Annotated in this window: 23 protein-coding genes; 19 read left to right on the forward strand and 4 right to left on the reverse strand. The window is 60.2% G+C overall.

Annotation, left to right across the window (positions count from 1 at the left end; all coding sequences use genetic code 11):
• Window positions 1-12: 12 nt before the first annotated feature.
• Complete coding sequence (rpmE, locus tag ACP7BN_RS03815) at window positions 13-240, reverse strand: 50S ribosomal protein L31 (protein WP_420646894.1); 228 nt, start codon at window positions 238-240, stop codon at window positions 13-15.
• A gap of 169 nt (window positions 241-409) precedes the next feature.
• Between rpmE and ACP7BN_RS03820 the strand changes: the two genes are divergently transcribed.
• The 10 genes from ACP7BN_RS03820 to ACP7BN_RS03865 all read left to right on the forward strand — a co-directional run bounded on the left by ACP7BN_RS03820 (window position 410) and on the right by ACP7BN_RS03865 (window position 13,376).
• Complete coding sequence (locus ACP7BN_RS03820; protein WP_426201760.1) at window positions 410-2,629, forward strand: primosomal protein N'; 2,220 nt, start codon at window positions 410-412, stop codon at window positions 2,627-2,629.
• A gap of 243 nt (window positions 2,630-2,872) precedes the next feature.
• Window positions 2,873-4,609: an arginine--tRNA ligase gene (gene argS / locus ACP7BN_RS03825; protein WP_426201762.1), complete on the forward strand. Its 1,737-nt coding sequence runs from the start codon at window positions 2,873-2,875 to the stop codon at window positions 4,607-4,609.
• A 1-nt stretch (window position 4,610) separates the two neighbouring features.
• The gene (locus ACP7BN_RS03830; protein ID WP_420646891.1) at window positions 4,611-5,327 is read left to right on the forward strand and encodes an SPOR domain-containing protein; all 717 of its coding nucleotides are present in this window, start codon (window positions 4,611-4,613) and stop codon (window positions 5,325-5,327) included.
• A gap of 289 nt (window positions 5,328-5,616) precedes the next feature.
• Window positions 5,617-6,153: an ATP-dependent protease subunit HslV gene (gene hslV / locus ACP7BN_RS03835; protein WP_420646890.1), complete on the forward strand. Its 537-nt coding sequence runs from the start codon at window positions 5,617-5,619 to the stop codon at window positions 6,151-6,153.
• 49 nt (window positions 6,154-6,202) lie between these two features.
• Complete coding sequence (gene hslU / locus ACP7BN_RS03840) at window positions 6,203-7,540, forward strand: ATP-dependent protease ATPase subunit HslU (protein ID WP_426201764.1); 1,338 nt, start codon at window positions 6,203-6,205, stop codon at window positions 7,538-7,540.
• Window positions 7,541-7,682: 142 nt separating this feature from the next.
• Window positions 7,683-8,054, forward strand: a complete 372-nt coding sequence (locus ACP7BN_RS03845; RefSeq protein WP_426201766.1) for a gamma-butyrobetaine hydroxylase-like domain-containing protein — start codon at window positions 7,683-7,685, stop codon at window positions 8,052-8,054.
• A gap of 257 nt (window positions 8,055-8,311) precedes the next feature.
• Window positions 8,312-9,991 carry a class II poly(R)-hydroxyalkanoic acid synthase gene (gene phaC, locus ACP7BN_RS03850; RefSeq protein WP_426201768.1) on the forward strand — a complete coding sequence of 560 codons (1,680 nt, stop codon included), beginning with the start codon at window positions 8,312-8,314 and terminating at the stop codon, window positions 9,989-9,991.
• A 59-nt stretch (window positions 9,992-10,050) separates the two neighbouring features.
• Complete coding sequence (gene phaZ / locus ACP7BN_RS03855) at window positions 10,051-10,905, forward strand: poly(3-hydroxyalkanoate) depolymerase (RefSeq protein ID WP_420646886.1); 855 nt, start codon at window positions 10,051-10,053, stop codon at window positions 10,903-10,905.
• A gap of 139 nt (window positions 10,906-11,044) precedes the next feature.
• Entirely contained in the window at window positions 11,045-12,727 is a 1,683-nt protein-coding gene (gene phaC, locus ACP7BN_RS03860) for a class II poly(R)-hydroxyalkanoic acid synthase (RefSeq protein ID WP_426201770.1), read from the forward strand.
• Between the two features lie 28 nt (window positions 12,728-12,755).
• Complete coding sequence (locus ACP7BN_RS03865; RefSeq protein ID WP_426201772.1) at window positions 12,756-13,376, forward strand: TetR/AcrR family transcriptional regulator; 621 nt, start codon at window positions 12,756-12,758, stop codon at window positions 13,374-13,376.
• 259 nt (window positions 13,377-13,635) lie between these two features.
• On the opposite strand, the gene ACP7BN_RS03870 is transcribed toward ACP7BN_RS03865, so the two are convergent.
• From ACP7BN_RS03870 to ACP7BN_RS03880, 3 genes are all read right to left on the reverse strand, one after another.
• Window positions 13,636-14,490, reverse strand: a complete 855-nt coding sequence (locus ACP7BN_RS03870; protein ID WP_426201773.1) for a phasin family protein — start codon at window positions 14,488-14,490, stop codon at window positions 13,636-13,638.
• Between the two features lie 10 nt (window positions 14,491-14,500).
• Window positions 14,501-14,923 (reverse strand): phasin family protein, encoded by a 423-nt coding sequence (locus ACP7BN_RS03875; protein WP_426201775.1) that lies wholly within the window; start codon window positions 14,921-14,923, stop codon window positions 14,501-14,503.
• Between the two features lie 119 nt (window positions 14,924-15,042).
• On the reverse strand, window positions 15,043-15,318 hold the full coding sequence (locus tag ACP7BN_RS03880) for a polyhydroxyalkanoic acid system family protein (protein WP_420646881.1): 276 nt from the start codon (window positions 15,316-15,318) through the stop codon (window positions 15,043-15,045).
• 154 nt (window positions 15,319-15,472) lie between these two features.
• Between ACP7BN_RS03880 and ubiE the strand changes: the two genes are divergently transcribed.
• The 9 genes from ubiE to ACP7BN_RS03925 all read left to right on the forward strand — a co-directional run bounded on the left by ubiE (window position 15,473) and on the right by ACP7BN_RS03925 (window position 21,515).
• Entirely contained in the window at window positions 15,473-16,243 is a 771-nt protein-coding gene (gene ubiE / locus ACP7BN_RS03885; RefSeq protein WP_426201777.1) for a bifunctional demethylmenaquinone methyltransferase/2-methoxy-6-polyprenyl-1,4-benzoquinol methylase UbiE, read from the forward strand.
• Window positions 16,243-16,866 (forward strand): ubiquinone biosynthesis accessory factor UbiJ, encoded by a 624-nt coding sequence (locus tag ACP7BN_RS03890; protein ID WP_426201779.1) that lies wholly within the window; start codon window positions 16,243-16,245, stop codon window positions 16,864-16,866. The genes ubiE and ACP7BN_RS03890 overlap by 1 nt, the downstream gene beginning before the upstream one ends.
• The gene (gene ubiB, locus ACP7BN_RS03895; protein ID WP_420646880.1) at window positions 16,863-18,467 is read left to right on the forward strand and encodes a ubiquinone biosynthesis regulatory protein kinase UbiB; all 1,605 of its coding nucleotides are present in this window, start codon (window positions 16,863-16,865) and stop codon (window positions 18,465-18,467) included. The genes ACP7BN_RS03890 and ubiB overlap by 4 nt, the downstream gene beginning before the upstream one ends.
• Window positions 18,468-18,550: 83 nt before the next feature.
• The gene (gene hisI / locus ACP7BN_RS03900; RefSeq protein ID WP_426201781.1) at window positions 18,551-18,952 is read left to right on the forward strand and encodes a phosphoribosyl-AMP cyclohydrolase; all 402 of its coding nucleotides are present in this window, start codon (window positions 18,551-18,553) and stop codon (window positions 18,950-18,952) included.
• Window positions 18,945-19,277 (forward strand): phosphoribosyl-ATP diphosphatase, encoded by a 333-nt coding sequence (locus ACP7BN_RS03905; RefSeq protein WP_420646879.1) that lies wholly within the window; start codon window positions 18,945-18,947, stop codon window positions 19,275-19,277. Before hisI ends, ACP7BN_RS03905 begins: the two co-directional genes overlap by 8 nt.
• Before the next feature lie 25 nt (window positions 19,278-19,302).
• Window positions 19,303-19,584 carry a twin-arginine translocase TatA/TatE family subunit gene (locus tag ACP7BN_RS03910; protein ID WP_426201784.1) on the forward strand — a complete coding sequence of 94 codons (282 nt, stop codon included), beginning with the start codon at window positions 19,303-19,305 and terminating at the stop codon, window positions 19,582-19,584.
• Between the two features lie 10 nt (window positions 19,585-19,594).
• Complete coding sequence (tatB, locus tag ACP7BN_RS03915) at window positions 19,595-20,023, forward strand: Sec-independent protein translocase protein TatB (RefSeq protein WP_426201786.1); 429 nt, start codon at window positions 19,595-19,597, stop codon at window positions 20,021-20,023.
• Window positions 20,020-20,811, forward strand: coding sequence for a twin-arginine translocase subunit TatC (tatC, locus tag ACP7BN_RS03920; RefSeq protein ID WP_426201787.1), 792 nt, complete (start codon window positions 20,020-20,022; stop codon window positions 20,809-20,811). The genes tatB and tatC overlap by 4 nt, the downstream gene beginning before the upstream one ends.
• On the forward strand, window positions 20,808-21,515 hold the full coding sequence (locus tag ACP7BN_RS03925) for a 16S rRNA (uracil(1498)-N(3))-methyltransferase (RefSeq protein WP_426201789.1): 708 nt from the start codon (window positions 20,808-20,810) through the stop codon (window positions 21,513-21,515). The genes tatC and ACP7BN_RS03925 overlap by 4 nt, the downstream gene beginning before the upstream one ends.
• Window positions 21,516-21,537 lie beyond the last annotated feature (22 nt).

Here is a 21,537-nt window from a genome sequence, read left to right on the forward strand (position 1 = left end):
GGCCTTTCAACCTTACTCTGCAGCTGCAGGTTTCTTGCCGAAAGCACCGAAACGGTCTGCGAAGCGCTGAACGCGGCCGCCAGTGTCCAGAGTCTTTTGCTTACCGGTGTAGAACGGGTGGCATTCGTTGCACACGTCGATTGGCAGCGGCTTGCCGAAAGTCGAACGAGTTTCGAACTTGTTGCCACAGCTGCAGGTAACAGCAATGACTGGGTAATTCGGGTGGATATCAGCTTTCATGGTGTCTTCCTCAGCTAGCGTGCCGCCATCCAACACTATTGTTGAATACCGCACGTAATTAGGCCGCGGATTCTACCAGACCTTTGCAATGACGCAAGCTGTCACTGAGACCGACCGTCTGCTAGGCTCCGGCCCTTCTTCGACCATCCGCCCAAAGAGATCCCCCCGCGTGCCCGACGCCATCCTGCGCCTCGCCCTGCCTTCGCCCTTGCGCCGTCTGTTCGATTATCGAGCACCGGCCGGCGTGCTGCGTGAGCAGTTGCAGCCGGGCATGCGCCTGCGGGTGCCGTTCGGGCGACGCGAGATGATCGGGATTCTGGTGGAGGTCACCGACACCAGCGAAGTGCCAGCGGAAAAGCTCAAACCGGCACTGGCCCTGCTCGACGCGACCGCGCCGCTGCCGCCAGCGCTGTTCAAGCTGTGCCTGTGGACGTCGCAGTATTATCAGCACAGCCTCGGCGACACCTTGAGCTGGGCGCTGCCGGTACTGCTGCGTCAAGGCGAATTGGCCGAAGCACGCCAGGAACGCTTCTGGTCGGCCGCCCCCGGCGCCAGCCTGGATGATCCACGCATCGCCCGTGCGCCGCGTCAGCGTGAAGCCCTGGCCACGCTGGCCCAGCATCCGCACGGCGTCGCCCATCAGTTGCTGAGCAAACTGATGCTGAGCAAGGACAGCCTCGATCTGCTGCTGGCGAAAAATCTGGTGCAGGTGGAAATCCGCCGGCATGCGCCGGGCGCGCGTCACGAGCGTTGGCTGGCACAACCGGAATTGCCGCTCAACAGCGAACAACGCGCTGCTTATGAAGCGATCCGCGCCGGGTTCGACAGTTATCATGCGTTCTTGCTGGCCGGCGTCACCGGCAGCGGCAAGACCGAAGTGTATTTGCAGTTGATCCGCGAAACCTTGGAGGCCGGCAAGCAGGCGCTGGTGCTGATCCCGGAGATCAACCTCGGCCCGCAGACGCTGGCGCGTTTCGAGCAGCGCTTCAATGCGCGCATCGCGCTGATTCACTCCGCGGTCAACGACCGCGAACGCCTCGACGCCTGGCTCGCCGCCCGCGATGGCGAGGCCGACATTATTATCGGCACCCGTTCGGCGCTGTTCACCCCGATGAAAAATCCCGGGCTGATCATTATCGACGAAGAACACGACGGCTCGTATAAACAGCAGGAAGGTTTGCGCTACCACGCGCGTGATCTGGCGCTGGTACGCGCGCGGCAGGAAAACATTCCGATCGTGCTCGGCTCGGCGACGCCGTCGCTGGAAAGCCTGCACAACGCCTACACCGGCCGCTACGGCCTGCTACGCCTGAACGAGCGCGCCGGCGGCGCCAAGCAGCCACGCTTCCTGCGACTGGACGTGAAAAGTCGTCCACTGGATAGCGGTATTTCCGGGCCGATGCAGCAAGCGATCGGTCAGACCCTGGCGAAGGGGCAGCAGGTGCTGGTATTCCTCAACCGTCGTGGCTTCGCGCCGACTTTGCTGTGCCACGATTGCGGCTGGATGTCCGAGTGTCAGCGCTGCGATGCGCGGATGACCGTGCACCAGCGCCATGGCGAGCTGCGTTGCCACCATTGCGGCTACGTCGAACGTACGCCCCGCCAGTGCCCGAAGTGCAACAAGGTCGACCTGCGCCCGGTAGGCGCCGGCACCGAACGCGCCGAGGAACGACTGGCGATTCTGTTCCCGGACTATCCAGTGCTGCGCGTCGACCGCGACAGCACTTCGCGCAAAGACGCAATGAATCAGTTGTTCGCGACGATTCAGAAGGGTCAGCCGTGCATTCTGGTCGGCACGCAGATGTTGGCCAAGGGTCACCACTTTCCGCGAGTAACACTGGTATCGATCCTTGACGCCGACGGCGGACTGTTTTCCGGCGACTTCCGCGCCAGCGAGCGCATGGCGCAGTTGATCGTGCAGGTAGCGGGGCGTGCCGGCCGTGCAGAAGAGCCGGGCAAGGTGATCATTCAGACGCACCTGGCCGACCATCCTTTATTGGTGCAGTTAACCGAGCAGGGTTACTTCGCTTTCGCCGAACAGGCGTTGAGCGAGCGCCGTGCGGCCGGGCTGCCGCCGTTTGCTCACTTGGCACTACTGCGCGCCGAGGCGCATAAACCGGGGCAGGCCGAAGGCTTTCTCGATGAGGCGTGCAGCGCGGCCGAGCGTTTGCTGGCGGAGCAGAATCTGACTGGCATCGAGTTGCTCGGGCCAGTGCCGGCACCGATGGAACGCCGCGCCGGGCGTTATCGTGCGCAGTTGTTGTTGCAGGCGACGGCTCGCGCACCGTTGCATCGATTGCTCGCCAGTTGGTTGCTGGTGCTGGAACAGATGCCGAGCGGGCGCGCGGTGCGTTGGTCGCTGGATGTTGATCCCGTCGATTTGTATTGACCCTGAATCTGTGGCGAGGGAGCTTGCTCCCGCTCGGCTGCGAAGCAGACGCACATTTCAGGGCCGCTTCGCGCCCCAGCGGGAGCAAGCTCCCTCGCCACAGGATAATCGCCCATCGATTTGTCACCACATATCCATAACCTGCCTGCTAAGGTTGGCAAGCCCGTCTTCGCAACGGATAATGCCCAGTTTTTCCACCCGCGCATTGATGCGCCGCCGCGCTTGCGGTCGAAAGAGAAGACCATGAAAGACACCATTCGCCAGCTGATCCAACAAGCCATCACCCAACTCGTCAACGAAGGTGTGTTGCCTGAAGGCCTGTCGCCGGCGATCCAGGTGGAAAACGCCCGCGACAAGACCCACGGTGACTTCGCCAGCAACATCGCGATGATGCTGGCCAAACCGGCGGGCATGAAGCCGCGCGATCTGGCGGAAAAAATCATCGCCGCACTGCCAGCCGACGAGAACGTCACCAAGGCTGAAATCGCAGGCCCAGGCTTCATCAATTTCTTCCAGAACACCCAAGCGCTGGCCTCGCGCCTCGACGCCGCTCTGGCCGACGCCCATGTCGGCGTGCGTAAGGCCGGTCCTGCGCAACGTACCGTGGTCGACTTGTCGGCACCGAACCTCGCTAAAGAAATGCACGTCGGTCACTTGCGTTCGACCATCATCGGCGACGGCGTGGCCCGTGTTCTCGAGTTCCTCGGCGACACCGTGATCCGCCAGAACCACGTTGGCGACTGGGGCACCCAGTTCGGCATGTTGATGGCTTACTTGCAGGAAAACCCGATCACCAGCGACGAGCTCTCTGACCTGGAAAACTTCTACCGCGCCGCCAAGCAGCGCTTTGACGAGTCGCCGGAATTCGCCGACCGCGCCCGCGGTCTGGTGGTCAAGTTGCAGGCCGGCGATGCCGAGTGCCTGGCACTGTGGACCAAGTTCAAGGACATCTCGCTGTCGCATTGCCAGAAGATCTACGAACTGCTCAACGTCAAACTGACCATGGCCGACGTGATGGGCGAAAGTGCCTACAACGACGACCTGGTCAACGTGGTCAACGACCTCAAAGCCGCTGGCATGCTGGTGGAAAGCAACGGCGCGCAGTGCGTGTTCCTCGACGAGTTCAAGAATGCCGATGGCGACCCGCTGCCGGTGATCATCGTCAAGGCTGACGGCGGTTATCTGTACGCCACCACTGACTTGGCCGCCGTGCGCTATCGCAGCGGCCAACTGAAAGCTGATCGCGCGCTGTACTTCGTGGACCAGCGCCAGGCCCTGCACTTCCAGCAAGTCTTCGCCGTGGCGCGCAAGGCCGGTTTCGTGACCCATCCGATGGAAATGGAACACATGGGCTTCGGCACCATGAACGGCGCCGATGGCCGTCCGTTCAAGACCCGTGATGGCGGCACCGTCAAGCTGATCGATCTGCTGACCGAAGCTCAGGAACGCGCCTACAGTCTGGTGAAAGAGAAGAACCCGACGTTGGCTGAAGACGAACTGCGCAACATTGCCAAAGTGGTCGGCATCGGCGCGGTGAAATACGCCGACCTGTCGAAACACCGCACCAGCGACTACAGCTTCAACTTCGACCTGATGCTCAACTTCGAAGGCAACACCGCGCCGTATCTGCTGTACGCCTACACTCGCGTGGCTGGTGTGTTCCGCAAGTTGGGCAAGGATTTCAGCGAAGTCGACGGCCAGATCGTTCTCGAAGCGCCGCACGAACACGAACTGGCAGCCAAACTGGCGCAGTTCGGCGAAGTGCTGAACAACGTCGCGGAAAAAGGCACGCCGCACACGCTGTGCACCTACCTGTACGACGTCGCCGGCCTGTTCTCCAGCTTCTACGAGAACTGCCCGATTCTGGCTGCAGAAACCCCGGCGCAAATGCAAAGCCGTCTGCGCCTCGCCGCGCTGACCGGCCGTACCCTCAAGCAAGGCCTGGAGTTGTTGGGCCTGGAAACCCTGGAGCGCATGTAAGTTGGCTGCCAAGAAAAAACCTGCACCCAAGCGTGGCGCCAGCCGTTACCAAGCTCCTGCAAAGCAACCGATTCCGGGCTGGCTGTGGATGGCCATCGGCCTGACGGTCGGCGCGTTCATCGTGTTTCTGATGAAACTGGAACCGGGCAAGGGCAGCGACGCGGTCAAGCGTGAAAAGCTCGAGCAACAGCAACAACAGAAAGCCAGCAAGATCGCCGAGGCCAACAAGACCCCGCCGAGCCCGACGCAACCAGTGAAGCCGAAGTACGACTTCTACACCCTGCTGCCGGAATCGGAAGTGATCGTGCCGCCGGACGCTGTGCCGGAGAAAACCCTGCCGACGCCACAAGTGCCGGCAATCCCGACGACGCCGGTAACGCCTGCGGAAGCGGCGAAGATCGACACTGCACGCGCTCAGGCTGCACTGGCCGGGATCACCCCGCCGCCAGCACCGCCAGTGAGCAAAGCGGCACCGGTGACCAAGTTCTTCCTGCAGGCCGGCTCGTTCCGCAAAGAAGCTGACGCGGACAAAGTGCGCGCGCAGATTATTCTGCTCGGGCAGGCGGTGGCGGTTGAATCCGGCACGGTGAAAGAGGAAACCTGGTATCGCGTATTGGTCGGGCCGTTCAGCAACCGCGAACAGCTGACCACAGCGCAGAAACAACTGGCCGGCGCAGGCTTTAGCAACCTGTTGTTACAACAACGCCAGAGCCGCTGATCCAAAGCTGAACCTAAACAGTTCGGCGGACATTGTGGCGAGGGAGCTTGCTCCCGCTGGGGTGCGAAGCGCCCCCAAACTCTGTGAATTCGGTGCATCAGACAGACCGGGATCGCAGGGTTTGCGACTGCTGCGCAGCCGAGCGGGAGCAAGCTCCCTCGCCACATGGGCTTGTATCCCATCACCACACCGCTCGTCCCCTCCCCCGCGCCACAGTTGAAATCTTCTCCACCACCCCCATATGAATGGGAATCAGGCATTTTCGCCTCGCTGCGTGGAGACTCTTCCCTTGACCACCATCGTTTCAGTCCGCCGCCACGGCAAAGTCGTCATGGGCGGCGACGGCCAGGTTTCTCTTGGCAACACCGTGATGAAAGGCAACGCGAAGAAAGTGCGTCGCCTGTACCACGGCCAGGTCATCGCCGGTTTTGCCGGCGCCACCGCTGACGCCTTCACTTTGTTCGAACGCTTTGAAGGCCAGCTCGAGAAGCATCAGGGCCACCTGGTCCGCGCCGCTGTCGAACTCGCCAAAGAATGGCGCACCGACCGTTCCCTGAGCCGCCTCGAAGCCATGCTCGCGGTGGCCAACAAAGACGCCTCGCTGATCATCACCGGCAACGGTGACGTGGTTGAGCCGGAAAACGGCTTGATCGCCATGGGTTCCGGCGGCGGTTACGCCCAGGCTGCTGCCAGCGCGCTGCTGAAAAAGACTGATCTGTCGGCCCGCGAAATCGTCGAGACTGCGCTCGGCATCGCCGGCGACATCTGTGTATTCACCAACCACACTCAGACCATTGAGGAGCAGGATCTCGCTGAAGAAGCCTGATTTGGCCCCTGCGCCACGGCTTGTTTCTGCTTGAGGACCGCCAACTATTATGTCCATGACTCCCCGCGAAATCGTTCACGAACTCAATCGCCATATCATCGGCCAGGACGATGCCAAGCGCGCCGTCGCGATTGCTTTGCGCAACCGCTGGCGCCGCATGCAGCTGCCGGAAGAGCTGCGCGTTGAAGTGACCCCGAAAAACATCCTGATGATCGGCCCGACCGGTGTCGGTAAAACCGAAATCGCCCGTCGCTTGGCGAAACTGGCCAACGCGCCGTTCATCAAGGTCGAAGCGACCAAGTTCACCGAAGTCGGCTATGTCGGCCGTGACGTCGAATCGATCATTCGTGATCTGGCCGACGCCGCAATCAAGCTGTTGCGCGAACAGGAAATGACCAAGGTTCGCCACCGCGCCGAAGACGCCGCCGAAGACCGCATTCTCGACGCCCTGCTGCCGCCGGCACGCATGGGCTTCAGCAATGAAGAAGCGCCGAGCGCGGATTCCAACACCCGCCAGCTGTTCCGCAAGCGCCTGCGCGAAGGTCAGCTGGATGACAAGGAAATCGAAATCGAAGTCGCCGAGATGGCCGGCGTCGATATTTCCGCGCCTCCGGGCATGGAAGAGATGACCAACCAGCTGCAAAGCCTGTTTGCCAACATGGGCAAAGGCAAGAAGAAGGCGCGCAAGCTCAAGGTTAAAGAAGCACTGAAGCTGGTGCGCGATGAAGAAGCCGGGCGTCTGGTCAACGACGAAGAGTTGAAGGCCAAGGCGCTGGAAGCGGTCGAGCAGCACGGCATCGTGTTCATCGACGAAATCGACAAGGTTGCCAAGCGCGGCAATTCCGGTGGCGTCGATGTGTCCCGCGAAGGCGTGCAACGTGACTTGCTGCCGCTGATCGAAGGCTGCACCGTCAACACCAAACTGGGCATGGTCAAGACCGACCACATCCTGTTCATCGCTTCCGGTGCGTTCCACCTGAGCAAGCCGAGCGATCTGGTGCCGGAGCTGCAAGGTCGTCTGCCGATCCGCGTCGAACTCAAGGCCCTGAGCCCGGAAGACTTCGAACGCATCCTCAGCGAACCGCATGCCTCGCTCACCGAGCAATATTGCGCGCTGCTGAAGACCGAAGGCCTGAACATCGAGTTCAAGCCCGAAGGTATCAAGCGCATCGCCGAGATCGCCTGGCAGGTCAACGAAAAGACCGAGAACATCGGTGCCCGTCGTCTACACACGCTGCTTGAGCGGTTGCTCGAAGAGGTTTCGTTCAGCGCCGGCGATCTGGCCAGCGCGCATGATGACAAGGTGATCCTGATCGACGCTGAATACGTCAACAGCCACCTCGGCGAATTGGCGGAGAACGAAGACCTGTCCCGTTATATCCTGTAAGCAATCTTACAGATGCAGTGAAACTGTGGGAGCCAGCCTGCTGGCGATGGCGGTGGGTCATTCAACTGATGTGTTGAATGACTGATCGCAATCGCTAGCAGGCTAGCTCCCACAAGTTTTCGCACAAGACGGATACCTGGTCATGATCCCCACCGACATCAAACTGCACAAAGCCTCGAAAACCCTGACGCTCACCTACGCGTCCGGCGAGGAATACACCCTGCCCGCAGAATTCCTGCGCGTGCATTCGCCCTCCGCCGAGGTCCAGGGCCACGGCAAACCGATCCTGCAATTCGGCAAGCTCAACGTTGGTCTGAGCAAGCTGGAACCGGCCGGTCAGTACGCACTGAAACTGACCTTCGACGACGGTCACGACAGTGGTCTGTTCACCTGGGAATATCTCTACGAGCTGGGGCGACGTCATGACGCACTCTGGGCCGATTATCTCGCTGAGCTAAAAGCTGCCGGGAAAACCCGCGATCCGAACGAGTCGATCGTCAAGCTGATGCTCTAGTCCGCACCTCCTGCTCTTTAGAGGGCATTTTCTAAATTCATCTGATTGAATGCTCCGCACCGGCGGCCAGGATCGGCTGCTTGCGAAAAAAATTAAACTCGGGTAACCAATGGAGCTGGCAAGTTCCCTGCAGTGCTCTACGACTGTAAAGCAGCTATGCAGAATCAACGGTCACCCGAGCAGTAGTACCTGGCATTGGCTGTGGAACTGCACAGCAGAAAACCGGGTACTCGTCTCAGGACAATGGAGCGTCGTAGATGAGTAACAAGAATAACGATGACTTGAAGTACCAAGCCTCGGAAAACACCCTGGGGCTTAATCCCGTCGTTGGGCTACGCGGAAAGGATCTGCTGGCCTCTGCTCGAATGGTGCTGACCCAGGCCATTAAACAACCGATCCATAGTGTCAAACACGTCACTCACTTCGGCCTCGAATTGAAGAACGTGCTATTCGGCAAATCCGAACTGCAACCGGCTGGCGATGACCGTCGTTTTGCCGATCCGGCGTGGAGTCAGAACCCGCTGTACAAACGCTATCTGCAAACTTATCTGGCGTGGCGCAAGGAACTCCACGCCTGGATTGACGACAGCAGCCTGACGCCCAAAGACATTGCGCGCGGGCACTTCGTGATCAACCTGATGACTGAAGCCATGGCGCCGACCAACAGCGCGGCCAACCCCGCAGCGGTCAAACGCTTCTTCGAAACAGGCGGCAAAAGCCTGCTCGACGGGCTCTCGCATCTGGCCAAGGATCTGGTACACAACGGTGGCATGCCGAGCCAGGTCAACATGGGCGCGTTCGAAGTCGGCAAGAGCCTCGGTGTCACCGAAGGCGCGGTGGTGTTTCGCAACGACGTGCTGGAGCTGATCCAGTACAAGCCGATCACCGAGCAAGTGCACGAGCGCCCGCTGCTGGTGGTGCCGCCGCAGATCAACAAGTTCTATGTATTCGACCTGAGCCCGGACAAGAGCCTGGCGCGGTTCTGCCTGCGCAATAACGTGCAGACCTTCATTGTCAGTTGGCGCAATCCGACCAAGGAACAGCGCGAGTGGGGCCTCTCGACTTACATCGATGCCTTGAAGGAAGCAGTCGATGTGGTCACCGCGATCACTGGCAGCAAAGACATCAACATGCTCGGCGCATGCTCCGGCGGCATCACCTGCACCGCCCTGCTCGGCCATTACGCCGCGCTCGGCCAGAACAAAGTCAACGCCCTGACGCTGCTGGTCAGCGTGCTCGACACCACCCTCGACAGCGACGTAGCGCTGTTCGTCGACGAGCAAACCCTTGAAGCCGCCAAGCGCCATTCGTATCAGGCCGGCGTGCTCGAAGGCAAAGACATGGCGAAAGTCTTCGCCTGGATGCGTCCAAACGATTTGATCTGGAACTACTGGGTCAACAACTACTTGCTCGGTAACGAGCCGCCGGTGTTCGACATCCTGTTCTGGAACAACGATACGACCCGCTTGCCGGCAGCGTTCCACGGCGACCTGATCGAGATGTTCAAAAACAACCCACTGATCCGCTCCAATGCACTGGAAGTGTGCGGCACTGCGATTGACCTCAAGCAGGTGACCGCCGACATCTTCTCGCTGGCCGGCACCAACGACCACATCACGCCGTGGAAGTCCTGCTACAAGTCGGCGCAGTTGTTTGGCGGCAAGGTTGAATTCGTGTTGTCGAGCAGCGGCCATATACAAAGCATTTTGAACCCGCCGGGCAATCCGAAATCGCGTTACATGACCAGCGAAGGCATGGCCGCCAACGCCGATGACTGGCAGGCGAATTCGACCAAGCACACCGATTCCTGGTGGCTGCACTGGCAGGCGTGGCAAGCCGCGCGCGCGGGCGAATTGAAGAAGGCACCGACCAAACTGGGCAACAAGGCATACCCGGCGGGCGAAGCATCGCCGGGCACTTATGTACATGAGCGGTAACTGACACACCGCGCTCCTACACAGGGGCGCGGTGACCTTAAATCCACAGGGCCTGACGCATGCCGCACCCGTTTATTTTTCGTACTGTCGAGCTGGATGGCCAGACCCTCCGCACCGCAGTACGCCCCGGCAAGCCTCACTTGACGCCCTTGCTGATTTTCAACGGCATCGGCGCCAACCTGGAGCTGGTGTTTCCGTTCGTCGCGGCTTTGGACCCGGATCTGGAAGTGATCGCCTTCGACGTGCCCGGTGTCGGCGGCTCTTCGACGCCGAATCGGCCGTACCGCTTTCCCGGACTGGCCAAGCTTACCGCGCGGATGCTCGATTACCTCGACTACGGACAGGTCAACGTGATCGGCGTGTCCTGGGGTGGCGCGCTGGCGCAGCAGTTCGCCTACGACTATCCCGAGCGCTGCAAGAAGCTGGTTCTGGCGGCGACAGCGGCAGGCGCGGTGATGGTGCCGGGCAAGCCGAAAGTGCTGTGGATGATGGCCAGCCCGCGCCGTTACATTCAGCCGTCACACGTGATTCGCATCGCGCCGATGATCTACGGCGGCGCGTTCCGTCGCGATCCGACGTTAGCGGCAAGCCATGCGGCGAAGGTGCGTTCGGCGGGCAAGCTTGGCTACTACTGGCAACTGTTCGCCGGCCTTGGCTGGACCAGCATTCACTGGCTGCACAAGATCCATCAACCGACGCTGGTGTTGGCCGGTGACGATGATCCGCTGATCCCGCTGATCAACATGCGCATGCTCGCCTGGCGCATTCCCAACGCACAGTTGCACATCATCGATGACGGCCATCTGTTCCTGATCACCCGCGCCGAAGCGGTGGCGCCGATCATCATGAAGTTCCTCCAGGAAGAACGTCAGCGTGCAGTGATGCATCCACATCCGACTCCGCTGGGCGGATAAACGGCTCCGGCAGCTGTATTGGATGGATTTTTGCAAAGTGCGTGGCAGGACGCTGCGCAGGCAACAACCCGTAACAGCGTCTATGGTGTTCTGGTTCGGTGTGTTTGTTTTTGGCCTGAAGACGAAGGAGTGTTGAGTCATGCGCGACAAACCAGCGACGGGCGTTGTGCCCAGCCCCGCCGTGTTTATCAATGCACAGAGTGCGATGACCGGCCTGCGTGGCCGCGATCTGATTTCGACATTGCGCAGCGTCGCCGCCCATGGCCTGCGCAATCCGCTGCACAGTGCCAAACACGCCTTGAAATTCGGCAGCGCGCTCGGACGCGTGCTGCTCGGTGAAACCCTGCATCCGACCAACCCGCAGGACACGCGTTTCGCCGATCCGGCGTGGAGTCTCAACCCGTTTTACCGGCGCAGCTTGCAGGCGTATCTGGCCTGGCAGAAACAGGCCAAGAGCTGGATCGACGACAGCAACATGACCCCCGACGATCGCGCCCGCGCGCACTTCGCCTTCACCCTGCTCAACGATGCGGTGGCGCCGTCCAATACCTTGCTCAATCCGCTGGCGCTCAAGGAGCTGTTTAACTCCGGCGGGCACAGCCTGGTGCGCGGTTTCAGCCATTTGTTCGATGACATGCTGCACAACGATGGCCTGCCACGCCAGGTCACCAAGCAAGCGTTCGAGGTTGGCAAAACCGTGGCGACCACCACTGGCTCGGTGGTGTTTCGCAACGAGATGCTTGAGCTGATCCAGTACAAGCCGATGAGCGAAAAGCAGTACGCCAAGCCGTTGCTGGTGGTGCCGCCGCAAATCAACAAGTACTACATTTTCGACCTCAGCCCGCACAACAGCTTCGTTCAGTTCGCCCTGAAAAACGGTTTGCAGACGTTCATGATCAGTTGGCGCAACCCGGATGTGCGCCATCGCGAATGGGGTCTGTCGACTTACGTCGAGGCCGTCGAAGAAGCGATGAACATCTGCCGGGCGATCACTGGCGCCCGCGAAGTCAATTTGATGGGCGCCTGCGCCGGCGGGCTGACCATCGCCGCGCTGCAAGGGCATTTGCAGGCCAAACGGCAACTGCGGCGGGTCGCCAGCGCGACCTATCTGGTGAGCCTGCTGGACAGCCAGATGGACTCTCCGGCCACGCTGTTTGCCGATGAACAAACCATCGAAGCGGCCAAGCGTCGCTCGTATCAGAAGGGTGTGCTCGACGGTCGCGACATGGCCAAGGTGTTCGCCTGGATGCGCCCCAATGATTTGATCTGGAGCTACTTCGTCAACAATTACCTGCTGGGCAAAGAACCGCCGGCCTTCGACATCCTCTACTGGAACAACGACAGCACGCGCCTGCCCGCCGCGCTGCACGGCGATCTGCTGGACTTCTTCAAGCACAACCCGCTGACCCATCCGGGTGGACTGGAGGTGTGCGGCACGCCAATCGATTTGCAGAAAGTCACGGTCGACAGTTTCAGCGTCGCCGGTATGAACGACCACATCACGCCGTGGGACGCGGTGTATCGCTCGACCCTGCTGCTGGGCGGCGAGAAGCGCTTCGTGCTGTCCAACAGCGGCCATGTGCAGAGCATTCTCAACCCGCCGAACAACCCGAAGGCCAACTACGTCGAGAACGGCAAACTGAGCAGCGATCCGCGCGCCTGGTACTACGACGCCAAGCATGTTGACGGCAGCTGGTGGCCGCAGTGGCTGACTTGGATTCAGGAACGCTCCGGCGCCCAACACGAAACCCAGATGACTCTCGGCAACGCCAACTACCCACCGATGGAGGCCGCGCCCGGTACTTACGTGCGCGTGCGCTGATCCGCCCCACCTTTTTTAAGAAGACTGGATGAAAACAAGCGAACGGATCCTCGAATGCGCCCTGCAGTTATTCAATGAAAAGGGCGAGCCGAATGTCTCCACGATGGAAGTGGCCAATGAAATGGGGATCAGCCCCGGCAATCTGTATTACCACTTTCATGGCAAGGAGCCGCTGATTCTCGGGCTGTTCGAACGCTTTCAGAATGAGCTGGCGCCGTTGCTTGATCCGCCGGCCGATGTTGAATTGGCGCCGGAGGATTATTGGCTGTTTCTGCATTTGATCGTCGAGCGACTGGCGCAGTACCGCTTTCTGTTTCAGGACCTGTCGAACCTCGCCGGGCGTTTGCCGAAACTGGCGAAGGGCATTCGCAACCTGCTCAACTCGCTCAAGCGCACGCTGGCTTCATTGCTGGCGCGGTTGAAGGCAGCTGGGCAGTTGGTGAGTGATACGCAGGCGTTGGGGCAACTGGTGGAGCAGATCACCATGACGCTGCTGTTTTCGCTGGATTATCAGCGGATTCTCGATCGTGAGGGTGAGGTTCGGTTGGTGGTTTATCAGATCATGATGCTGGTGGCGCCGCATTTGTTGCCGCCGGTGAAGGTGGCTACGGAGCGGTTGGCTTTGCGGTATCTAGAGGATCATGAGTAAGCCGAAAAGCCCCTCACCCTAGCCCTCTCCCGGAGGGAGAGGGGACTGACCGTGGGATGGTTCAGATCTGCATCGACCTGAAAATGCTACACCGAATCCATAATCGACTCGATTTCTCAGGTCGATGTATAGCGCAAGACTGCTCGGTCGGCCCCCTCTCCCTCCGGGAGAGGGCTGGGGTGAGGGTAAGCCTGTAAACCGAAAAAACAAAAACGCCCGACCTTCACAGGCCGGGCGTTTTGTTGAAGCCCCGAAAAAATCAGGACTGACTGGTTGGCGTCGACGGTGTCGATGCTGCAGTCGATGTAGCCGCCGGAGCTGGAGCCGCGACGGAGTTCGACGCGCTCACCGGGGCTGCCGGTGTTGCTGGCTTGGCGGCTGGCGCTGCCGGTTTCGGCGCAGCGGCTTTCGGCGTGGCCGGTTTTTTCACTGCGGGTTTCTTCGGAGCAGCAGGTTTGGCGGCAGCGGTTTTCGCTGCTGGCTTGGCTGCCGGTTTTGCCGCAGGCTTGGCTGCCGACTTGGCAACGGCCTTGGCAGCTGCAACCGGTTTGGCTGCAGCTTTTGCAGCAGGTTTGGCCGCAACAGTTTTCGCCACCGATTTGACCGCAGCTTTAGCTTTGGCAACCGGTTTGGCGGCAGCTTTGGCTAACGGCTTGGCAGCAGGTTTCGCCGCAGCAGTTTTAGCCGCAACCGGACGAGCCTTCTCGCCAGTCAGTTTTTCAATCTGCTTGGTCAGTGTTTCGACCTTGCTGTGCAGCGCTTTCACTTCATTGCGGCTCGGCACGCCGAGACGCGAAATCGCGCTGTTCAGACGCTTGTCGAAAGCCCCTTCGAGCTCGTCCCACTTGCCCAGTGCGCGATCTTTCACGCCGCTGATGCGCGACTTGGCGGAAGAAGCAGAGTCCTTGGCCGCATCGACTTTTTTGCCGACTGCGTTCTTGGTGAGCTTCTCGGCTTTCTCGCCGTCTTTGACCAATGTATCGAAGAGCTTGCTGCCGTCAGTGTCGATCTTCGAGTACACGCCTAAACCAGCCAGCCAGATCTTGCGGGAGTAGTCTTCGACCTTCCCGATCCACGAGCTGCCTTCTTTATCGGTGTTCTTTTTACCAGCCATCCCGTTCTCCTTAAGATTTACGCGCGACGCGTTCGAGCAATGCCGTCAGCTCATCGAGCTTAGCAGAGAGTGTCTCAACGTCATGTTTAGACGGAATGCCGATGCGATTCAAGGCACTGGCCACACGCGTGTCGAAGACCTTCTCGACCTTGTCGAGCTGAACTTCGACCCGGCCTTTGAAAGAGCTGACTTCACTTTTGGCTTCATCGATCTCGGCGTTGGCCGCTTCGAGTTTTTCGGTGACGACTTTTTTGCCTTGCTTTTCAACAGTTTGACCAGCCTTGATCAACTCTTGAAAGTACTCGCTACCCTCTTGGCCGACCTTGGTGTAGGCACCCAGGCCTGCCAGCCAGATCTTGCGGGCATAGGATTTGACGTCGCTCAGAGCAGTTGTCGAAGCGTCGATTTTTTTCTTCAAAATTACTTTAGCCATGGTCCACCTCACGCGCAGAAGGGTTGAGGAACTGCCCGGATAAGTGTCGGGCTCAGGCACAAAGTAGGTTTAAAAATTAGAAACGGCACCCTAACAACTGACATAAAGCGCGGGTGCTGTCACACCAACGCTTTGTCCAAAGCCTTTTCGATTTCCGCTTTGATCATGCCGCTCATGGCCGACATCATCAGCCCCAACTCGACATCCACGCGGATCGAATCGTCGCCCACATGCACCGCGCCTTTCACGCCCGAACGTTTAAGGTTCAACACGTCGCCGGCCCATTGCGGCTCCAGGCCGTATTGTTCATTAAGCTTTTGGGCCAGTTTGTCGGCCTTCTCGCGGGCGGCTTCCTTGCCCAGGGTGTGGGCACGCTCAACAGTGATTTTGGCCATTGAATGACTCCTGATTGATCAATAGGTGACAGTAAATCTTGACCGCCGCTGCGGCAAATCGTCCCGAAGGTTGCCTATCTTACCTTTCGCCATTCCAAGACAAAGCATGGCTTGGGGATTAGAATGTCGCGCATTCTCTTTTGGTGACAGCGATATGACTGATCAGCGCAAAGGCAGCGATGCCGAACCCACCACTCACTTCGGCTTCAAAAACGTTCCGGAAAGCCAGAAAGCGGAAAAAGTCGCTGAGGTGTTCCACTCCGTAGCCTCTAAATACGACTTGATGAACGACCTTCTGTCGGGCGGCATGCACCGTTTGTGGAAGCGTTTCGCGATCGAACTGTCGGGCGTGCGCAGCGGTAACCGCGTGCTGGACATCGCTGGCGGCACCGGCGACCTGACCAAAAAGTTTTCGCATCTGGTTGGCCCGACCGGTCAGGTCGTTTTGGCCGACATCAACGAATCCATGCTCAAGGTCGGTCGTGACCGCCTGCTGGATCTCGGTGTGGCGGGCAACGTCGAATTCGTCCAGGCCGACGCAGAAAAACTGCCGTTCCCGGACAATCATTTCGACTGCGTGACCATCGCCTTCGGCCTGCGCAACGTGACGCACAAAGAAGACGCGCTGCGCTCGATGCTGCGCGTGCTCAAACCCGGCGGCCGTCTGCTGGTGCTGGAGTTCTCCAAGCCGACCAACGCGCTGATGTCCAAGGCCTACGACGCTTACTCGTTCGCGTTCATGCCGCTGATGGGCAAGCTGATCACCAACGACTCGGAAAGCTATCGCTATCTGGCCGAATCGATCCGCATGCACCCGAATCAGGAAACCCTGAAGTCGATGATGGTCGAGGCCGGTTTCGACCGCGTGACCTATCACAACATGACTGCCGGCATCGTCGCCCTGCACCGTGGCATCAAGCCCTGATGTTGCTGACCGGGCTGCTCGCCAGCGTTGAACTCGGCCTGAACCGGGTGCTGCGTCTCGACAGCACGGCGCTGCCGCGTCTGGCGCATCTGACCGGCAAAGTGATTGCCGTGGACTGCCGCAGCCCGGCGCTGCAACTGTTCATTTTGCCGAGCGATGAAGGTCTGATGCTGGCTTCGCACTGGGAAACCGGTGTCGACTGCACCCTGCGCGCCCCGGCCTCCAGCCTGCTGAAACTGGCGCTGAGCAAAGACAAAACGGCAGTGCTGCACGCGCCGGAAGTCGAGCTCGACGGCGACAGCGGCGTGCTGCTGGAACTGGCCGGCGTGCTGCAAGACCTCGAGCTGGACTGGGAGTACGAACTCTCGCGCTGGCTGGGCCCGGTCGCCACGCAACTGATCGGTGGCCACCTGCGCAGCCGCGCGCGCTGGTATCAGCAAGGATTTGCCAGCCTCAACCAGAACCTCGCCGAATACCTCGCCGAAGAATCGCGCACCCTTGTCGGGCAGCGCGAAGCCGAAGCGCGCTTCAGCGAACTGGACCGGATCAAACTTGATCTGGAACGTCTCGAGGCGCGCTTCGAGCGCCTTTCCCGATCCCTCGACCCAAGCGATAACGCATGAAGCTGCTCGCCGTCCGCCGTCTGCTGCGCATCCAGTCCGTCGTGATCCGCTACCGCCTCGATGACTTGCTGTTCGACCTGCCACTGCCGTGGTTCCTGCTCGCGCTGCGCTATGCGCTGCCGTGGCGCTGGTTCCCGCGCAAGCCGCTGGAACTCAGTCGCGGTGCGCGTCTGCGGCTGGCACTGCAGGATCTTGGGCCGATCTTCATCAAGTTCGGGCAGATTCTTTCGACCCGTCGCGACCTGTTGCCGGAAGACATCGCCGATGAGCTGATGCTGTTGCAGGACCGCGTGCCGCCGTTCGATTCGCAGGTGTCGATCAAGCTGATCGAAGCCCAGCTCGGCAAGAAGATCAGCGAAGTGTTCACGCGTTTCGACGTCGAACCGCTGGCCTCGGCCTCGGTGGCGCAGGTGCATGCCGCGCAGCTGAAAACCGGCGAAGAAGTGGTGGTCAAGGTGATCCGCCCGGGCCTGAAACCGATCATCGCGCAGGATCTGGCGTGGCTGTTCATCCTCGCCCGCGCCGCCGAAAAGGTCTCGGCCGACGCGCGCCTGCTGCATCCGGTGGACGTGGTTCAGGATTACGAAAAAACCATCTACGACGAACTCGATCTGCTGCGCGAGGCGGCCAATGCCAGCCAGTTGAAGCGCAACTTCGAAGGTTCGCCGCTGCTTTACGTGCCGCAAGTCTATTGGGACTGGTGCCGGCCGAAAGTGCTGGTGATGGAGCGTATCTACGGGATTCAGGTGACGGATCTGGCGACCCTCGCCGACCAGCGCACCGACATGAAAATGCTCGCTGAACGCGGTGTGGAGATTTTCTTCACTCAAGTGTTCCGTGACAGCTTTTTCCACGCCGATATGCACCCGGGCAACATCTTCGTCAGCACCGTCAACCCGTGGAGCCCGCAGTACATCGCGATCGACTGCGGCATTGTTGGCAGCCTGACCCCGGAAGACCAGGATTACCTGGCGCGCAACCTGTTTGCCTTCTTCAAGCGTGACTACCGGCGTGTGGCGCAATTGCACATCGATTCGGGCTGGGTGCCGGCGGAAACCAAACTCAACGAATTCGAAGCGGCGATCCGCACCGTCTGCGAACCGATCTTCGAAAAACCGTTAAAAGATATTTCATTTGGCCAGGTGCTGATGCGCCTGTTCCAGACCGCGCGCCGCTTCAACATGGAAGTGCAGCCGCAACTGGTACTGCTGCAAAAAACCCTGCTGAACATCGAAGGTCTGGGCCGTCAGCTGTATCCGGATCTGGATTTGTGGAACACCGCGCAACCGTTCCTCGAACGCTGGATGCGCGAGCGTGTCAGCCCGAAAGCCTTGCTGGGCAATGTGCAAAGCCAGCTCGAGCAGATTCCGCATCTGTCGAACATGGCCCGCGATCTGCTCGAGCGCATGTCGCAACCGCACGCCAAAGACCCACCGCCGCCGTGGCACAAACGCAAGGACGACTGGTTCCTGAGACTGCTCGGCAGCGCTCATCTGGCCGGCGGTACGATCCTCGCGGCAGGTGGCCCGATGCATGAATTGGGGCATTGGCCGGCGGGCATCATGGTGGCAGTCGGCTTGTATCTGGTCGTTCGCCGATAGCCAGTTCGGTGATCGGCTGGCACACTGTTTCAACGCCCTGAGCCCGACTAATTCAAGTGTGGGGCTCGCTGTCGGAGTCGAAGATGAAAAACTGGCTGGACGAGATCAAGTGGGACGCTGATGGCCTGGTGCCGGCGATTGCCCAGGATCACAAGACCGGACGCGTGCTGATGATGGCCTGGATGAACCGCGAAGCCCTCGAGCTGACCGCGGCAGAAAACCGTGCCATCTATTGGTCACGTTCGCGTGGCAAGCTGTGGCGCAAGGGCGAAGAGTCCGGCCACGTTCAGACCCTGCATGAAATGCGTCTGGACTGTGACGCCGACGTGATCATCCTGATGATCGAACAGATTGGCGACATCGCTTGCCATACCGGCCGTCAAAGCTGCTTCTACCGTGTCTTCGAAAACGGCGATTGGAAAACAGTTGACCCGGTACTCAAAGACCCGCACGCCATTTACTCCGCAGGACACAAACATGAGTGACACCCTGACTCGCCTCGCTCAGGTACTTGAGGAGCGCAAGGGCGCGGCCGCTGACAGTTCGTACGTCGCCAGCCTGTATCACAAGGGTCTGAACAAGATTCTGGAGAAAGTCGGCGAAGAGTCGGTCGAAACCATTATTGCCGCCAAGGACGCCGCGATCAGCGGCGACTGCAGCGACGTGATCTACGAGACCGCCGATTTGTGGTTTCACAGCATGATCATGCTCGCCCAACTGGGGCAGCATCCGCAGGCTGTGCTGGATGAACTGGATCGCCGCTTCGGCCTGTCCGGACACGTCGAGAAAGCTTCGCGTCCGTCCGCCTGAACAACTTTTAGAGAGGAACAGCCACATGGGTATTTTTGACTGGAAACACTGGGTCGTCATTCTGGTTGTCGTGGTGCTGGTGTTCGGCACCAAGAAACTGAAAAACCTCGGCACTGATGTCGGCGAGTCGATCAAGGGCTTTCGCAAAGCCATGAACGATGACGAAAAACCGGCCGCCGATCCGACCGTCACGCCTACGCAGCCAGTGCCACCGGTACAGCCGCAAGCCACGGCACAGGCCAACCCGCCGCACACCATCGACGTGCAGGCGCAGAAAGTCGAAGAGCCGATCCGCAAAGACGTGTGAGCACTGACTAATGTTTGGTATCAGCTTCTCTGAACTGCTGCTCGTCGGCCTCGTGGCCCTGCTGGTGTTGGGCCCCGAGCGTCTGCCGGGTGCTGCGCGCACCGCTGGCCTGTGGGTCGGACGGCTGAAGCGCAGCTTCAACGCGATCAAACAGGAAGTTGAACGTGAGATCGGTGCCGACGAAATTCGCCGGCAACTGCACAACGAGCACATTCTGTCGCTGGAGCAAGAGGCGCGGAAGATCTTCCAGCCGGTTCAGCAAGAGCCGACGCCGGTTGAACACGTGGGCGGGCAGACGATTCATGCGCCTGCCCCGGTTGTGGCGGCTACCGAACCTGCACCCGCGGTTGCGCCAACGACTGTTGAACACATTGCTCCAGCCGCCGCGCCAACAGCGCCGGCCCCTCACGACCCAACACTGCCGCCGCGAGCCCCATGAGCGATCTCCCCGAAAACGACCAGCATATGCCGCTGGTATCGCACCTCACCGAGTTGCGCACCCGCCTGCTGCGTTGCGTCGCGGCGATCTTCATCATCTTCGCCGGGTTGTTCGCCTTCACCCAGCAGATCTACACCTTCGTCTCGACGCCGCTGCGCCAGTACCTGCCGGTCGGCGCGACGATGATCGCCACCGACGTGTCGTCGCCGTTCCTGACGCCGCTGAAGCTGACGATGATGGTTTCGCTGTTCCTGGCGATCCCGGTGATCCTGCATCAGATCTGGGGCTTCATCGCGCCGGGCCTGTACAAGCATGAGAAACGCATCGCGGTGCCGCTGCTGGTTTCGAGCATTCTGCTGTTCTACACCGGCATGGCCTTCGCCTATTACTTCGTGTTCCCGCTGATCTTCAAGTTTTTCGCCGCTGCCACCCCGGCCGGCGTGGAGATGATGACGGACATCGCCAGCTATCTCGACTTCGTCATGACGCTGTTCTTCGCGTTCGGCGTGGCGTTCGAGATTCCGGTGGCCGTGGTGCTGCTGGTGTGGATCGGTGTGGTCGATGTCGTTTACCTGAAGAAGATCCGCCCGTACGTGATCATCGGCTGCTTCGTGGTCGGCATGATCCTGACACCGCCGGACATCTTCTCGCAGACCCTGCTGGCCGTGCCGATGTGGATGCTGTTTGAAATCGGCATCATTTTCGGTGGTCTGATCAGCAAGCGCGAACGCCCGGAAGAAACGCCTGCCGACGATCACAACGACCAGCCGCCAGCGACCCAGGCATGAACCTGCTGTTGCTCGAAGAAGCCGATTTCATCGCGGCCGACCGCGTCGTGTTGCGTGACCGCCGTCTGACGCATATGCAGGAAGTGCATCGCTCGGAAGTCGGCGACAGCCTGCGGGTCGGGCGCATTGGCGGCTTGATGGGAACCGCCGAACTGCTGCGTCTTGAACCCGGCGAAGCGGAACTGCGCGTCACCCTTGATCAACCTCCGCCGGCCAAGCTGCCGTTGACGCTGGTATTGGCCCTGCCCCGCCCGAAGATGCTGCGACGCGTGTTCCAGACCGTGGCGACCATGGGTGTGCCACGGGTGATTCTGGTCAACAGCTACCGCGTCGAAAAGAGCTTCTGGCAGACGCCGTTTCTTGAACCCGAGGCAATCCGCGAACAACTGATCCTCGGCCTCGAACAGGCCCGCGATACCGTGCTGCCGGAAATCGTCATCGAGAAACGCTTCAAGCCGTTTGTCGAAGATCGCCTGCCCGCGATCAGCGAAGGCACGCTGGGGCTGGTCGGCCATCCCGGTAATTTCCCGCCCTGCCCGCGCGCCCTCAGCGAACCAGTAACCCTGGCCATCGGCCCCGAGGGTGGCTGGATTCCTTACGAAATCGACCTGCTGGGCAAGTCCGGCCTGCAACCGGTGCAACTCGGTGAGCGCATCCTGCGCGTCGAAACCGCCGTCACCGCCCTGCTCGCGCGCCTGTTCTAAACTCGCCACAAATGACCGACGG

Origin of the sequence: Pseudomonas sp. TWP3-1 (assembly GCF_049896625.1) — a bacterium.
Classification (GTDB): domain Bacteria; phylum Pseudomonadota; class Gammaproteobacteria; order Pseudomonadales; family Pseudomonadaceae; genus Aquipseudomonas.